Source organism: Citrobacter sp. CK191 (genome assembly GCF_030333435.1).
Taxonomy (GTDB): Bacteria; Pseudomonadota; Gammaproteobacteria; order Enterobacterales; family Enterobacteriaceae; genus Citrobacter_B; species Citrobacter_B koseri.
This window is the reverse complement of the sequence record NZ_JAOWFX010000033.1, coordinates 98067-112861: the sequence shown is the minus strand read 5'-3', so window position 1 is coordinate 112861 and position 14795 is coordinate 98067. Positions and strand designations below refer to the sequence as shown.

Here is a 14795-nt window from a genome sequence, read left to right as displayed (position 1 = left end):
CGCTACTCTCCTTTCAGCACTTTAGCAGGCTCGACGCTTACCGCGCGTCGCACCGGAACAATCGCCGCCAGAATGGCGACCAGTAAAGACAACACCAGAGTAATGGGCAACACCGGCAGACGCAGCGAAATGGCGGCATTAAACACCGTTAATCCCAACAGTTGCGCCAGCAAATATCCCAGTACCCAGCCGCACGCCACCGCCGCCAGCGCGATGATGCTGGTTTCCAGCAGAATTTGCCGCACAATATCGCCGTTGCTGGAACCAAGCGCTTTTTGCAGCGCAAACTCGCGCGCCCGCTCGCCGACAATCGCCATCAGCGTGGTATTCACGCACAGCGAAGAGAGCGCCAGAATCACGATCGAGACCAGCCCCATCAAACCTTTAATTTTATCCAGCACCTGCCCTTCGGAAGCAGAGACCTTACGCACCGGACGAATCTCCAGGTCAGGATACTGCGCCTGCAACCGGCTGGCATAGTTCTCCACCTGGCCGACATCGTTACTGACGCTCAGCAAGCCGTGGCTGATTTTGCCCGGCTGATGCAGCCAGGCCTGCGCCACATCGAGGCTGACGATCAGCATGTTGTCCGTCGCATCGCCAGACTCCACAATGCCTTTAATCTGCAAATTCTTACGCTGATTGTGATCCACCAGCGTGATGCTGTCGCCCGGCTGCACGTTGAGGCGTTCCGCCAGTTTGACGCCGATCATCGCGTTACGGTCGTCAAAACTGACGCCAATCCAGCTACCGGTGACCTGCCAGTACGGCACCAGTTTTTGCAGCGACTCGAACCACACGCCAACCATCACCACTTTTTCCAGCTCGGTGCGCGCCATGCCGTACAACCACGGACTGGCGCCATGCACCAGCCCCTGCGGCGCCTGATCGAGAATGCTCTGCAACTCCTGCTGCGGCATACTGGAACCGTGCCCCGGCCCGATGTAAAAATTCGCGCCGAAGGTGCGCAGTTCTTCGCTCATTTTGGTGTTAATGTCGAACCAGACGGCAGAAAGCGCCGTCACGATGGTCGCCCCCACCATCAGCGCGGCAAACACCACGCTGACCCGCTGAAAACGCAGACGCAGCGCCCGCCACACCAGCAGCCAGAGCATGGTACGTTTAGCGGCCATACAGCACCTCCACAGGATACAGTCGGGCGATCCGCCGGGCCGGGAACCAGGTGCCGATCAACGCAATCAGTACCGCAATCACCAGTACGCACGGCACCACAATCCAGGCAAAATTAAGCGGCGCGTCGAAGAGCATGACGCCAATCGCTTTCGCCAGCCCCCACCCGGCAATACATCCCAGCGCGCCGCCCGCCAGCCCGCTGGACGCCGCTTCCAGGTAGAACAGCAGCATGATTTGCCACTGTCGCGCACCCAGCGCCTTCATCAAACCGATCTCTTTGGCGCGTTCCATAATGGTGCTGGTCATCAGCGAGGCGATCCCCATTGCGGAAGCCGCCAGCGCCGCGACGGTAACGACCGCCATCAGCAGCTGAATTTTATCAATCACCACCCCTTCAGACGCCGCGACCTGCCATACCGGGCGCACTTCCGCGCCGGAAATCGCCTCTTCCAGCTGATGCGCGATCGACGACACATAGGCCGTGCAATACCAGAGGTCGTACTCTTCGGCATTGAGCGCGTCCAGGTTTTCCCGCGCGCGGCGGGACAGTTCGTTTTCCGGCACCGTCAGCGCCGAGACGCGAATCGCCTGCACTTTTCCGGGTAGCCCCAGCAGGTGCTGTACCGTGCTTAGCGGCATCACCAGTTGGTTATCTTCATCGCCGCCGCTGGAGAGGATACCGCTGACGGTGACCTGCGCCGCTTCGCCTTCGGTACGTAATGTCAGCTTATCACCGGGTTTCCAGCCCATTTGCCGCGCCAGCGCGTGCCCGACTAAGGTCTGCGGCTCTGTGCCTACCGGTTCCTGCGGCCAGTCGCCGGTCACCTGCCAGTAAGGGCTGACCGTTTTCTGCCCCGTCTCATATCCCTCTTCATCAGGAATATCCACTGGCTGACTGAAGAAGGTGCCCAGAATCCGCACCGGTTCTCCCTCCACGCTGGCTTCGCCGCCGAGCATCGGCGCAAACCCGACAATGTTGTTTCGCCAGAAGATATCTTTGATGTTCGGCAGCTCGGCTTCATCAAGAAAATCCTGACCGGAAAGCGGATTACTGCTCTCACTAAACAGCGCGGGCAGCGCAGCCTGTCCGGCGGGTTCAATCAAAATGTTCGCACCATAAGACTTCAGCTCTCTGGACATTTTGTCGCCGATATCAATGGACACCGCCAGCAGCGCCGAGATCAGGCTGGAGGCCAGAAAAACGGTGATTATCGCCAGCACTTTGCGGCGTAAATTGCGCCCCCAGGATTGTCGTAACATCCGCCACAGCATGATTATTCCTCCCTCATGTCGGCAGGAACAAACTGCTCCGGCGTTTCACGGAAGCGTTCATAGTTAGCCTCTGACGAGAAGAACCAGGTCTTGCCGCCATAGCTGTATTTGTAATCGGCTGAGGTATTGGTCAACGTTGAACCATCGACCGGATCGGTCACTTTAATGGTCATGACCGTCGAGAAGTAGTTCACCCCTGTCGCCAGTTCTTTACCGGGGATCACCAGCTCTTTTTCATCATTGTGCCAGTTTTCAATCGGCACCGGGTTACAGCCACCGGCCTTGCCGATAGATGGAATAAAAATATGCACTCCGCAGGCGACGCAGATAACCTGATTGCCCTCCATGACATAACCCTGATCGCCGCACAGCAGGCAGGCGTCGAACACCACGCCAAAACGCAGCTTGTCGGGATAGCGGTTAATCACGAAGAAGCGCACCGCTTTGCCATCGTCCGCCACCCAGACGAAACGATGCAGTTTACCGTCACGAAGCTGTTCGACCGGCAGGCGCACCATGCCATCGCTCCCCAGCGTTACGGGCACGGCTTCAGAGAGTTGCGGCGGCTGCGAGGCCACTTTATCCCACCACAGCTGGCCTGCGATAACGACCACCGCGCAACCGATTGTGACCAGCCACAGCCGCAAAGCGTTGCGACGCTGCGCCAGCGCCAGACGGTGAGCGATCGGTTCTTCGGTTTCCCGCGTCTGTCGAAAAGCCCGCAACAGCGCCGGAAGCCAGCACAGCGCCAGGGCCAGCAGCAGCGCGGCTCCCGCCCAGTTATACAGCGCCGTGTTATTTGTGACTTTCGCCACGAAGCTCAGCAGTGATTTTCCCAGCGGAACAACCTGTAATTTCATCAGCAACAACAGCAGGTTGCCGCTCAGCGGCAGCCAGATCATCACCAGTAAAATCAGCGTTAACGGCCAGTACAGGCCACGAATACGCCGCAGCAGCATCGCGCAGAGTACGCCCGCCAGACAGAGGATCGCAAAAGCGAGAACGACGGCCGTCAGGTTTAACAACAGGTCAGTATTCAGCACATGCGTACTGGTCAGCCCGCCCAGATTAGGGTCCAGCGCCCAATGGCGGGCAGCGCCGAAAATCAGAATCCCCTGCCACAGATAGCGGATACGCGTTGAAGCCCACCAGAAACTGAGGACAAACAGCAGCGATACCATGACCTCCGCCCCAACCAGCAGCAGTTGTACCGGTTGGCTGCCGTGAATAAACAGTCCCGCCAGCACGCCGGCAATCAGCCCGGTCAGCAGCGTCCAGGTCAGTGGACGTAAAGAGGGAGGATCGTTTCGACTCCAGAGAACACCGGAAAGAAGCGCAATGCAGAAAAAGACCTGTAGCGTCGTGACGAAAAAGTAACTCATAACTTCGACTCTGTACGGCGGGTTGAATTAGGCGACGGGCATATGATCGGTCTGACCAACGCGCCAGAAGGGGGAATCCTCCAGGCGCGTTGGTTAGTCGGTTTTAGTTCAGACCGACATATTTAAACTCGTAGCTCACATCAAACGGTTTCCACCAGCGGCCTACGCCTGTTTCGCTGTCAGTATGGCGATGCATCCCGGCTTTTGACGGCGGTTCAATGTGGTAGGTCACTTTATAGTTGCCCACGCCCATCATTTTGATGTTCGCGCCATAGTGCGGGCCGTCGCTGGCAACCATCGGCATGAAGGTGCCTTCCTGTTTTTCGCCCGTGTCGTTGTTGACCAGGGTGTAGCTGATGGTCAGGTACGGGATCCATTCCCCTGCGCCAAAACCGTTTTTATTGCCTTCTACAGCGTGGATATCCGCTTCAAGGTGAACATCGGCTTTTGCTGCCGGTAAGCCCATGCCGCGCGGTTCCATATCAATCGGTTGCAGGTAAACGGCCGCCAGCTCCATTTCATTCATGGTGACAGGCTCGCCTGCCGGGTACTCTTTAAAAGCAAACGCGGCTGGCGCAGTGAAAATGCTGGCCATCACTGCGCTGGCAATCAGGGTTTTCTTCATGGTCATCAAACGTATCCTCTCGTCTAAAACAACGGCTATACAACGATTATGGGTTATTTTTTATCGTCTCCCCGGGAACCGCGCTTTTGCGCCGCATCACCCACAGCGCCACCAGCGCCGCGAGCAGCAATACGACCTGCGGTAACAACGTTTCCACGTAGGGATAAATCCCCAGCCAGCTGATTTCAGGGAAGCCGTTAATCAACGTAGGCTGGAACAGTTTGCCTTCCACCAGTTCCAGAACACCTTTGCCCGCAAAGACGAAGGCCATCAGATACATGAAACTGCCGGTAAACATAAAGAAGGGTTTCAGCGGCAGGCGTACCACTGAGTAACGCATCACCAGCCAGGCGAGCAGCAGCAGCACGCAGCCAATCACAAAACCGGCGCCAATCGCCATATGGCCGGATACCGTGTTTGCATCGCCAATCAGAGCGTAATAGAACAGCACCGTTTCCGCCCCTTCTCGGTACACCGCCAGGAAGCTGGTCAGCCATAGTCCGACCAGGGAGCCTCGCGACAGGGAATGAGACAGTTTGCCTTCCAGCCAGGCTTTCCAGTGGCGCGCTTCCACTTTGGACAGCAGCCAGTAACTCATAAAGAACAGCATCACGACGGCAATCAGCATCGTTATGCCTTCCAGCAGTTCACGGCTGGCGCCGGAGTTAGTAAACAGCATCTGGAAGATAGCGGCGGTGATGACGCTGGCGATCAGCGCCACAATTACCGACTGACGGATAAGCGGCAGCTTATCCTGATGATTGTTTTTCACCATATAGGCCACGATTGCCGCCACAATCAGCAGCGCTTCCAGCCCCTCGCGCACGATGATCATCAGACTATAGAGCAGCAGACTCCACTGGGTTTCTTCGCCTTCGCCCAGCATCGTCACGGCTTTTTGCAGATCCTGCGCCAGCGCGCTGGCCTCTGCATTCAGGCGCTCAACCGGCTGACCGGCCTTCATCAGACTGACCAGGCGGGTAAAATACGCCTCCAGCGTGGTTTTAAATGCCGAATCGCGAGAGCCGATTTTGTTTTCCATGCCGCTGGCTTCGAAGCGGTCGAAGTAGGTATCCTGGATATCCAGAATCGCATTCTTCGCATCGCCGCCCTGATAGCGCGCTATCGCGTCCTGAATGCTCTGGTTAATTCCCGTCGTCACCTCAGCCCAGTCGGTGCGGTTATTTCCCTCGTCCGCCGCCGGAATGTTGTCTGCGCTTTGCGCTGCGGCAACCTGCTGATCGTCACGGGTAGTTGGCAAGCCGGGTAAGATATCCTCGATATCCTGTAACAGCGTAGTGACCTGATAAGAGACATCGTTGATATGGTCAGGTTGCGCGGTCAGCGCAATCAGGGATGAGAATTGTTGGTTAATGGCGGCGGCATCTTTTGCAGAACGGTTTTGTCTGAGGGACATCTCCATCTCAGAGTTTTTAAAGCCCTGATAGTGCGCCTGTTGAACGTGCTGACTGGCAACGCTGTAGTTCCCGGCCTGATATTCAGTGACCGCCTGCGCCAGCAGATCGTCGATCGTCCTGAAACTCTCCTGCCAGTGAACGGCAATGTCGTCCCTGGACAGCGCGTTGTGCTGCTCTTCGGCCACCAGACGATGTCCGCCATCCAGCACCGGTTCCACTTCGCGCAGTGCGGCTTTCAGCCAGTCAATGCGCGCCTGAACGTCAGCGAGCGGTTTTTTCTCGCCAATCATTCGACGGATCTCGCCGAATGCGCTCTCCATCTCGTAACTTTTGCGCGCAGAAATGTTGATGCGGATCGGCCCTTCCAGGTTCTCGAACACCTCAAAATAGGCCATTTGTACCGTGCGGCGCGCCTCGTCGGTATGCTGTTGCTGATAAAGTTCCGCTGTTTTATCAAGACGTTGTTCGATATCTTCAATCAAAGGCGCATAATTCGTCGACGCCCAGACACTCATGCTTATAAACAAGCCAAAGAGAGTAACCAACAAAGAGTTACGGAAGTTACGCACGTGCACACCGCCAAAGAATACAAATGATAATTATTATCATTATATCTTTTTGTCGCGTTGTACATGACCTGGATCATAAAAATGTCAGCAGACGACAAGTTATGTAAACTTATTTCATCAAATCGTGATGAACACACACATTATGCGTTGATAAAAGGGACGTTATCTCCCTGTTTTTCTCATGGAATTAACGGCAAGGCAGGCGCGGTAACAGAGGAATAAATCCCCCTGCCGACAGTGATGTTATTCATTGTCGGCAGGCAGAAATAAAACGCGTTATTGCGTACAGCAATATTCAAAGATTAAGGTTATTTCGATCGCTGGCAAGGCGCTGTAAGAATTGACCATATCCCTGCGGCCCCATCCAGTAGTTAATACTTTTCTCAACGCCGGTTGATGTCAACGTCGCACCGGAAATACCGTCAACGGTATATTCATCGGCATGTTCAGGTTTATCCTGTACTATTTTCAATGCAGGATGTCCGCTGTTATCTAATAATCGTTTCCCTGGCCACTGTTTGCGCCAACTGGCGTCTTCCACCCTAGCCCCCAGAAACGGCGTTTCCCGTTGCTGATAATAATACAGATTTCTCACCGTACGACCGTCCAGCCCCAGAGCAAGAAACGCATGCATCATAGATTTCGCGCCCTTACCGGTAACTGGAATGATAACCTGCTGAATTTCATTATTTTTATCTTTCACAAAGAACACATCCGCCACCGTACAGCGCTGACGAACCTGCGCTGGGTCGCGTTCAGGGGCAAGTTTTTCACACTTCTGGCGCGCGGCGTCCGTGCTGCTTTCAGCCACCAGCTCGCCGGAATCTAAATTAACATGGCGTTGAATAATATAACGATGATAGAGCGTTTCGACTGATTTTTTATCCTGGGCCTCTGATTTCATCAGGCCCGCAGCGTGTAAAATCGCCGCCTGTTTTTCCTCCCCTGTCGGCTCCGTCATTTCTCCCTGGAACAGCATAAACCATGCTGCCGCCGCAACAAAAATAAGGACACAAAGCACCATCATTGATGCAACAATAATTTTACCCTTGCGCATTGAATTGTTATCCCTGTCAAAATGGAAATCGAAAAAATCGCCTGAACGTATCACAGACTTTCATTCAATTAAAACAGATATGCCATTATCAATTCAGGTTTGCAACGTCAGGCAGCGGTAAAAAATAATAACTGGCGTCGGTAAAAGAGCAGCAAAAATAACAGAAAACGCGCTCTCCGCTCGTTTTACACATCCTGACAATAGGTTAAAAAATGCCGGGTTTCCCCGGCACGCTATCAAAACATGGCTGCCCGCCACAGACGTAACTTCATGCCCCAGTAGCTGGTCCAGCCGCTGGTCGTGGTTACCACCTGCCCCTTCGACACCACCACCAGCGTTGGCGTGACGCTGATTTCCCAGTTTCGTGATATCTCACCGCCGCTATCATTCACGACGGGGAACGTCACCCCTTTACGCGATAACCAGCGGGAAACCTCCCCATCATTACCGGAACGCAGCGCGATGGTCATGACGTTCTCCCCTTCCGACTGCAAACGGGCGACATCCGGCGTGGTGAAACGGCAGATACCGCACCAGCTCGCCCAGAAGTAGAGCAGCACCGGGCGTTCTTCACTGATCGACGCCAGCGTTACGGTTTCCCCGTCCAGCGTATGCAGCGGCGTGCTGTCAAACATGGCCGGCATCTGCGGAGAACGCCAGACATCCAGCAGGATTATCACGCCAGCCAGCAGAACCAGTAAGATCGCGCCTTCACGCAGCCAGCGGCGCAGTTTACTGAGCATGGGCCACCGCCAGTTTTTCTTTCACCACTGCCTCAAGGGTCTCCCACGATACCGCACCGGGGATCATCTCGTCGCCAATGATGGTTGCCGGCGTCCCCTGAACGCCAACCAGCCGGGCAAGTTGCAGATTGGTGCTCAACGTCTCCATGCTTTTCTCATCCAGCGTAACCGGCGTGGCGGCGGACTTTTCCTGCGCCTGTTTAATACTGGCGGCGGTGTGGTAGCCCTTTTTCTGCATCAGTTTCTCATGCAGCGCTAAAAACTGCTGCGGATGCTCACGCCAGGTGGTTAACGCGGTACGCGCCGACAGTACCGAGCTTTCGCCCTTAAACGGCAGCGGCTTAATCACTACCGCGACCTGCGGATACTTTTGCACGATCTTCTCCAGCAACGGATCAAGCTGCTTGCAGTACGGACAGTTGTAGTCCGTAAAGTTGACGAGCGTCAGCGTCGCCTTCTCCGCGCCTATCCGTGGGCTGGCAGGATCGTTAAACAGCGCTTCCTGGATCAGCGCTTCAATTTGCTTTTCCTGCTCCGGCGTAAACGGCGCGGGTTCTTTCGCCGCGCTCAGACCGGTAAACAGCGCTAACAGCATAATCATCAGATATTTCATGGCGTAACTCCTTTCGCATCGCGCAACGTTTGCAGCACCGCATCGCGCGTCAGCAGCGTGGGCAATGACTGACCCTGCGGTAAACCGGGGCCATAAATCTGGTTAAACGGCACAGCCACCTGGCCGCGTTTTTTCAAAAAGTCGGTGATGTCATCCGCAGGTAGCGTCCAGTCGCCGCGCAATGCGACAACATCCGGCTGTTGCAGCGCATCCTGTATCTCTTCTCGCTGTAACACGTTGTACTTATTGACCTTGCAGGTAATGCACCACTCAGCAGTAACGTCAATGAATACACGTTTGTGCTGCGCAAGCGCGTCCTGGATCGCCTGTTCGCTCAACGGCTGCCAGACGACGCGCTCTTTCGCCGGGCTGCCTGTCGCGTATCCCAGATGCGGCAACAGGAGCGTCGCCAGCCAGATCGCCGAACCGAGCATCATAACGCCCAGTACGCGCCGCAATCCGTTCATCCAGCGTCCGGGGCGCGGCAGGCGCAGCGCCAGACCAGGGCGTAGCGCGACAAACAGCCACGGCAGGCTCATCCCCACCCCGAGCGCCAGAAACAGCCCCCATAACACCGGGAAGGAGGCCGTCAACGCCACCGCAACGGCCGTCCCGAGAAACGGCGCGCTGCACGGCGTCGCCAGCAGCGTGGCAAACGCGCCCTGCCAGAAATGACCGGCCATCCCGTTGCCGCCGTGGGTAGCAAGTCGGGTTGTCATCGCGGAAGGCAGACGGAATTCAAACAGCCCGAACAGGCTGGCGCTGAAGATCAACATCACCAGCACCATAAACCCAATAAACCACGGACTCTGGAACTGAATGCCCCACCCGAGCGCCTGATGGGTCAGCCGCAGAACGGTCATTAGCATCGCCAGCGCCATAAAAGAGGCAATAATCCCGGCAACCGACGCCAGAAACTGCCGCCGTATCCGCTGACGACTTTTCTCTTCGACGAGCAGAATCGAGCCGAGCTTCATCCCCAGCACGGGCAGCACGCAGGGCATCAGGTTGAGAATTAACCCACCCGCCAGCGCCATCAACATCACCTGCCAGAGCGGCAGTTCGGCGCTATCGGCCATTTTTGCCGTCGTACTGCCGATCGCCAGGGTACTTTCCTGAGCCACGCCGTCATTCGCCAGTACCAGCGTGACCGTTTGACCACGCAAATCGGGTGCCCCTTCTCCCCAGCCGTCGCTGACAGGAACCGTCGCCAGCAGTTTTTCGCCCTCAACACGCAGTTGCGGCTTGCCAAAATCAGCGTTATCAACGGCGTCGAGAAACAATGCTGGTGATGGCCAGCCTCCGGCACGCGTGGCTTCAACCACCAGCGCACCAGGACGAGCGCCCACGCTGAGCGTCTGCGTCAGCCCCCGGGAGAGCGGGATCTGCCCCATCGCCTGGGCATAGTCATGCGCGAACGCCGGGTCATGCGCCGAAGGTTTGAGGGTAAAGGGGTAATCGGTCAACAGGCAGACATTGCTGCAAGTGGACAAGGTCAGCACGCCGCTGAGCATCGCGGGTGACGGACCGCGAACCGTCATTGGGAAGGTCACGCGGTGGTGATAACCCTGAGTGGTCATACCGGCGACGTCAAAGCGCGACGGCGTCGGCCAGAACCAGTCAACCGCAGGCATATTTTCTTTCCAGGCAATGGCGGGGGCCACGCCCCCTTCCCCCGGCGAACGCCAGTAGGTTTTCCAGCCGTTTTCCAGTTTTACATCCAACAGTAACTGGGTTTCGCCTTCCGGGGACGTGTCCGCGCGCAGGCGGACGCTGGCATGGTCGTTATCCGGCGAGCGCAGCCAGCCGCTTTCTGCCGCCCACGAGACGGGCAGCCATAGCAATAACAGACAGCACAAAGTCTGCCTGAAAACAGTGATCATATTTTTTCTCCGTGAACAGGTAATTAACAGTCAGCAACGGCCAGACTGTCATTCACGGAATACGCAGAAGCGTAGATGGACTCTGAGTGTGGGAGGCGAGATTGCTCGCGGTGGAAAGAATGGCAGGCGTACGGCGCGTACGGGCGCCAGCAGGGACAACAACAGACACAGCGCGAGAATCGCCCCTTCAAACAACACGGGCGGCACGGCAAGCAATGATTTCGCGCTGAGTTCGCATGGCGTCACGGGCGAGGCATCATCAGCAGACGAGCTATCCGCCTGAGTGACGACCGCCGTCGCGGCTGGCGCCATCTGCAAGGCGTGCAGACCCGCCATGCGCTGCGCGGTGCAAACTATCACCACAACACATGCCAGGCAGAGGAACCACCATCCCAGTTGTTGACGTTTCGCCATGACATCCTCACTGATTGACGCGAGTTATCTTAGCCACTGACAAGGTTTTAGCAACCTTTGCGCTGTAAAGTTATGTCGGCGTCGCCCCGCTTATTACAGGCGAAACGCATTAGTTTTAATAATGATTTTGCTGTTTTCATACGCATCTTTCGGGTTTACCCTACACTTAACAACGATGACTTTTCCGGGGATTCCCTGCCGTATGTATTGATTTACGCGAGATAACGCTATGGAATTAAAGGATTATTACGCCATTATGGGCGTGAAACCGACGGACGATCTCAAGACTATCAAGACCGCCTACCGCCGACTGGCCCGCAAATACCATCCTGATGTCAGCAAAGAGCCTGATGCCGAAGCCCGCTTTAAAGAGGTGGCGGAAGCATGGGAAGTGCTGAGTGATGAACAGCGCCGCGCCGAATACGACCAATTGTGGCAACACCGCAACGATCCGCAGTTCAACCGACAGTTCCAGCAGGGCGAAGGCCAGAGTTATAACGCCGAAGATTTTGACGACATTTTCTCGTCCATCTTTGGGCAACACGGCCGACAATCCCGCCAGCGTCAGGCGACGCGCGGCCACGATATTGAGATTGAAGTGGCGGTGTTCCTGGAGGAAACCCTTGCCGAACACAGCCGGACGATCAGCTATAACTTGCCGGTGTATAACGCGTTCGGTCTTGTGGAGCGTGAGATCCCTAAAACGCTGAATGTGAAAATTCCCGCAGGCGTTGGCAACGGCCAGCGCATTCGTCTGAAAGGCCAGGGAACGCCGGGGGAAAACGGCGGGCCGAATGGCGATCTGTGGTTAGTGATTCATATCGCGCCGCATCCTCTGTTTGATATCGTCAATCAGGATCTGGAGATTGTGGTTCCTCTCGCCCCGTGGGAGGCCGCGCTGGGCGCGAAGGTCGCCGTACCAACGCTAAAAGAGAAGATTCTGCTGACCATCCCGCCAGGCAGTCAGGCCGGGCAGCGCCTGCGCATCAGAGGCAAAGGCCTGGTCAGCAAAAAACACACGGGCGACCTGTACGCTGTGATCAAAATCGTGATGCCGCCGAAACCCGACGACAGTGCCACAGCCCTGTGGCAGCAACTGGCGGACGCGCAGTCCTCCTTTGATCCACGCAAAGAGTGGGGGAAAGCATAATGGCTAACGTAACCGTCACCTTTACAATTACCGAATTTTGCCTGCATACCGGGGTTTCGGAGGAAGAGCTTAACGAAATTGTCGGGCTTGGGGTGATCGAGCCCTGCGAGAACGAAACCGCATCCTGGTTATTTGACGATCATGCGGCGATCGTCGTGCAGCGTGCTTTACGCTTGCGCCAGGAGCTGGCGCTGGACTGGCCAGGCATCGCGATGACGCTGACCTTGCTGGAAGAAAATGACCGGCTACGCCAGGAAAACCGCTTGCTGATACAGCGTCTTTCCCGCTTTATCAAACACCCATAAAATAATAAACGGGGGTTGGCACACTGCCAGCCCCCTTATTTTTATCACCGCGATACGGTAAAAAACTCACATTAACGTCACAGGGAAGCTGCTGGCCTCAACGGTTAAACCTTGCAGCCTTTTCCATTCTTTCGGCTGGTCACGCGACTTTCTTTTCTTGTTTCTGACGTTCCGCAAGAAAATCGCTCGCCGTAATCACCCTGCTCATCTCTACCTGAAGGCGGGCATTGTTTTCAGTTTCCCATACATCTACAGCAGTTTGCAGGTTCATCCAGAACTCTACAGAGGTATCGAAAACTTTAGACAGGCGAAAAGCCATGTCAGTCGTGAGTTTACGATTGTTGTTAACCAATGCGCTGGCGGTATTACGATGCACCTGCAACATTTCCGCGAGATCATTAATTTTGAGGTCAAGCGGTTCCAGGTATTCATACAGAAGGATATCACCAACTGTCGTGGGTTTTCTGGTTGCCTGGTTCATGAGTTAGTCCATCCATTTTGAGGGCAATTAAGCCGCTGACTCGGCTTAACCTTGTACAAATGGCTAAGCCGATAGTTTCACGCTTGTTTAATACTCATGTGGATCAAGGTAGAGGTCTTGTGCCTTGCCGTTCACCCATTTGAATATCAAACGATATTGCTTGTTAACTCTTATCGAAGAATATTCCTGCAATTTACCTTCCAGTTCTTCGTATCGGTTACCCGGCGGTGACTTCAAATCCTTGTAGCTCACTGCCGCGTTTATGATATCGAGCTTACGGGCCAATGCTGAATGTATATCCGGGGGAATTTTCTTATGTAGTGCAGAGTACATAAAAAAATCATCCAGCCACTGGTCACGGAAGTCTTCAATACTGACAAGTTTCTTTGGCATTCCAGGTTGCCTTCCGTTTCCTCAGGACAGGATCATTGTAACGCACACATGCACTGTGCACAAGTGCATCCATTTTAACTCAACTCCAAAAGCAGACGCTCGCAAAACTGCTCCATCATTATTATTCCGTGGCAAAAGCCGTTAATCCGATATAAATCAATTCCTGCCCCCGGGAACCGCCGTAGCATAGTGGCATTCTGAATACATGTTCACAGGGAAATAAAGATCATGGGTGGGATGAAAAGAACGCGCTGGCAGCGTCGACCAGGCACCATCGGCGGTAAATTGCCGTGGAATGACTGGCGAAATGCATCAACCTGGCGCAGGGCGACACAATTTCTGCTCCTGCTGATCAATATTTATATTGGCATCACATTCTATTTTTGGGTCCGGTATTACGAAACTGCCGCCGCCAGCGTTTACGTCCCCAGACCCGGTGGTATTGAAGGCTGGCTTCCTGTCGCCGGTTTGATGAACATCCGATACACCTGGGAAACCGGTTTGCTCCCTCCTGTTCACGCCGCCTCCATGCTGCTTCTGGTTGCATTTATCGTCATCAGCCTGCTGCTAAAAAAATCTTTTTGCTCATGGCTGTGCCCTGTTGGCGCGTTGTCAGAGCTGATCGGCAAACTCGGAGAAACGCTCTTTGGGCCGTCGATAACCCTGCCCCGCTGGCTGGATATTCCCCTGCGCGGTCTGAAATATCTGTTATTGAGCTTTTTTCTTTATATCGCGTTATCCATGCCTGCACAGGGTATTCAGATGTTCCTGATGTCAGCTTATGGCATTATTATCGACGTTAAAATGCTCGATTTTTTCCGCAATATTGGAACAACCACGCTTATCTGCGTCATATTTTTCGCCGTCGCCAGCTTATTTATTCGTCATTTCTGGTGTCGTTATCTGTGCCCTTACGGCGCTCTACTTGGTCTGTTTTCGTTTTTTTCTCCCTTTAAAATCCGCCGCAATGCCGACAGCTGTATTGATTGTGGAAAGTGCGCTCAAAATTGTCCCTCCCGTATCCCGGTAGACACGCTGATTCAGGTCAGAACCGTTGAATGCACAGGCTGCATGACCTGCGTGGAGTCCTGCCCGGTTGCCTCAACGCTCAACTTTTCACTACGCACGCCTTCTGGCGCGCCGGAAGGAAAACGCGAGGCGATAAAACCGTTATGGCTACAGGCCGCGCTTTCGGGCGTCGCCATGACAATATTGATACTCGGGATACTTTTTGCCGCTATCGCGATTGCGATGTATGCCGGCGCCTGGGATAGCCCGGTGCCGGAGCATCTTTACTTCCGCTTAATTCCCCAGGCGAGGATGATTGGGCATTAGTTAAGAAATAACGCGCCCACG

15 protein-coding genes are annotated in these 14795 nt (G+C 54.9%); 3 read left to right on the top strand and 12 right to left on the bottom strand.

The window, feature by feature from the left end; all coding sequences use genetic code 11:
• Positions 1–2: 2 nt before the first annotated feature.
• The 10 genes from OGV82_RS17795 to OGV82_RS17750 form a co-directional block, all read right to left on the bottom strand.
• Complete coding sequence (locus OGV82_RS17795; RefSeq protein ID WP_000729219.1) at positions 3–1133, bottom strand: ABC transporter permease; 1131 nt, start codon at positions 1131–1133, stop codon at positions 3–5.
• The gene (locus tag OGV82_RS17790; protein WP_101744369.1) at positions 1123–2406 is read right to left on the bottom strand and encodes an ABC transporter permease; all 1284 of its coding nucleotides are present in this window, start codon (positions 2404–2406) and stop codon (positions 1123–1125) included. Before OGV82_RS17790 ends, OGV82_RS17795 begins: the two co-directional genes overlap by 11 nt.
• A 2-nt stretch (positions 2407–2408) precedes the next feature.
• Positions 2409–3788, bottom strand: a complete 1380-nt coding sequence (locus OGV82_RS17785; RefSeq protein WP_000119836.1) for a Fe-S-containing protein — start codon at positions 3786–3788, stop codon at positions 2409–2411.
• A gap of 103 nt (positions 3789–3891) precedes the next feature.
• Positions 3892–4419, bottom strand: a complete 528-nt coding sequence (locus OGV82_RS17780) for an iron transporter (RefSeq protein ID WP_012132914.1) — start codon at positions 4417–4419, stop codon at positions 3892–3894.
• Between the two features lie 40 nt (positions 4420–4459).
• Positions 4460–6346: an FTR1 family iron permease gene (locus OGV82_RS17775; protein ID WP_127891241.1), complete on the bottom strand. Its 1887-nt coding sequence runs from the start codon at positions 6344–6346 to the stop codon at positions 4460–4462.
• Between the two features lie 349 nt (positions 6347–6695).
• Positions 6696–7511 (bottom strand): Na(+)-translocating NADH-quinone reductase subunit C, encoded by an 816-nt coding sequence (locus tag OGV82_RS17770; RefSeq protein WP_071818862.1) that lies wholly within the window; start codon positions 7509–7511, stop codon positions 6696–6698.
• Between the two features lie 182 nt (positions 7512–7693).
• Positions 7694–8200: a protein disulfide oxidoreductase gene (locus tag OGV82_RS17765; RefSeq protein ID WP_012132917.1), complete on the bottom strand. Its 507-nt coding sequence runs from the start codon at positions 8198–8200 to the stop codon at positions 7694–7696.
• A complete protein-coding gene (locus OGV82_RS17760) occupies positions 8190–8813 on the bottom strand; it encodes a DsbA family protein (RefSeq protein ID WP_047457653.1) in 624 nt (207 codons plus the stop codon). Before OGV82_RS17760 ends, OGV82_RS17765 begins: the two co-directional genes overlap by 11 nt.
• Complete coding sequence (locus OGV82_RS17755) at positions 8810–10696, bottom strand: protein-disulfide reductase DsbD family protein (RefSeq protein ID WP_047457656.1); 1887 nt, start codon at positions 10694–10696, stop codon at positions 8810–8812. The genes OGV82_RS17760 and OGV82_RS17755 overlap by 4 nt, the downstream gene beginning before the upstream one ends.
• A 48-nt stretch (positions 10697–10744) precedes the next feature.
• Positions 10745–11110 carry a copper resistance protein gene (locus OGV82_RS17750; protein WP_101744367.1) on the bottom strand — a complete coding sequence of 122 codons (366 nt, stop codon included), beginning with the start codon at positions 11108–11110 and terminating at the stop codon, positions 10745–10747.
• Positions 11111–11339: 229 nt separating this feature from the next.
• Here OGV82_RS17750 and cbpA point away from each other — a divergent pair, with 229 nt between their 5' ends.
• Positions 11340–12260, top strand: coding sequence for a curved DNA-binding protein (gene cbpA / locus OGV82_RS17745; protein WP_047457661.1), 921 nt, complete (start codon positions 11340–11342; stop codon positions 12258–12260).
• Complete coding sequence (cbpM, locus tag OGV82_RS17740; RefSeq protein WP_047457663.1) at positions 12260–12565, top strand: chaperone modulator CbpM; 306 nt, start codon at positions 12260–12262, stop codon at positions 12563–12565. The genes cbpA and cbpM overlap by 1 nt, the downstream gene beginning before the upstream one ends.
• A gap of 139 nt (positions 12566–12704) precedes the next feature.
• Here cbpM and OGV82_RS17735 read toward each other — a convergent pair whose 3' ends face one another.
• Positions 12705–13046 (bottom strand): HigA family addiction module antitoxin, encoded by a 342-nt coding sequence (locus OGV82_RS17735; RefSeq protein WP_012132926.1) that lies wholly within the window; start codon positions 13044–13046, stop codon positions 12705–12707.
• Between the two features lie 87 nt (positions 13047–13133).
• A complete protein-coding gene (locus OGV82_RS17730) occupies positions 13134–13439 on the bottom strand; it encodes a type II toxin-antitoxin system RelE/ParE family toxin (RefSeq protein ID WP_047457666.1) in 306 nt (101 codons plus the stop codon).
• Between the two features lie 228 nt (positions 13440–13667).
• On the opposite strand from OGV82_RS17730, the gene OGV82_RS17725 reads away from it, so the two are divergent.
• Positions 13668–14774 (top strand): 4Fe-4S binding protein, encoded by a 1107-nt coding sequence (locus OGV82_RS17725; protein ID WP_047457669.1) that lies wholly within the window; start codon positions 13668–13670, stop codon positions 14772–14774.
• Positions 14775–14795 lie beyond the last annotated feature (21 nt).

What these genes read in the sequence shown, in the direction of transcription:
- OGV82_RS17795 (WP_000729219.1), bottom strand. Translation starts at nt 1,133, where the DNA reads ATGGCCGCTAAACGTACCATGCTCTGGCTGCTGGTGTGGCGGGCGCTG.
- OGV82_RS17790 (WP_101744369.1), bottom strand. Translation starts at nt 2,406, where the DNA reads ATGCTGTGGCGGATGTTACGACAATCCTGGGGGCGCAATTTACGCCGC.
- OGV82_RS17785 (WP_000119836.1), bottom strand. Translation starts at nt 3,788, where the DNA reads ATGAGTTACTTTTTCGTCACGACGCTACAGGTCTTTTTCTGCATTGCG.
- OGV82_RS17780 (WP_012132914.1), bottom strand. Translation starts at nt 4,419, where the DNA reads ATGACCATGAAGAAAACCCTGATTGCCAGCGCAGTGATGGCCAGCATT.
- OGV82_RS17775 (WP_127891241.1), bottom strand. Translation starts at nt 6,346, where the DNA reads ATGAGTGTCTGGGCGTCGACGAATTATGCGCCTTTGATTGAAGATATC.
- OGV82_RS17765 (WP_012132917.1), bottom strand. Translation starts at nt 8,200, where the DNA reads ATGCTCAGTAAACTGCGCCGCTGGCTGCGTGAAGGCGCGATCTTACTG.
- OGV82_RS17760 (WP_047457653.1), bottom strand. Translation starts at nt 8,813, where the DNA reads ATGAAATATCTGATGATTATGCTGTTAGCGCTGTTTACCGGTCTGAGC.
- OGV82_RS17755 (WP_047457656.1), bottom strand. Translation starts at nt 10,696, where the DNA reads ATGATCACTGTTTTCAGGCAGACTTTGTGCTGTCTGTTATTGCTATGG.
- OGV82_RS17750 (WP_101744367.1), bottom strand. Translation starts at nt 11,110, where the DNA reads ATGGCGAAACGTCAACAACTGGGATGGTGGTTCCTCTGCCTGGCATGT.
- cbpA (WP_047457661.1), top strand. Translation starts at nt 11,340, where the DNA reads ATGGAATTAAAGGATTATTACGCCATTATGGGCGTGAAACCGACGGAC.
- cbpM (WP_047457663.1), top strand. Translation starts at nt 12,260, where the DNA reads ATGGCTAACGTAACCGTCACCTTTACAATTACCGAATTTTGCCTGCAT.
- OGV82_RS17735 (WP_012132926.1), bottom strand. Translation starts at nt 13,046, where the DNA reads ATGAACCAGGCAACCAGAAAACCCACGACAGTTGGTGATATCCTTCTG.
- OGV82_RS17730 (WP_047457666.1), bottom strand. Translation starts at nt 13,439, where the DNA reads ATGCCAAAGAAACTTGTCAGTATTGAAGACTTCCGTGACCAGTGGCTG.
- OGV82_RS17725 (WP_047457669.1), top strand. Translation starts at nt 13,668, where the DNA reads ATGGGTGGGATGAAAAGAACGCGCTGGCAGCGTCGACCAGGCACCATC.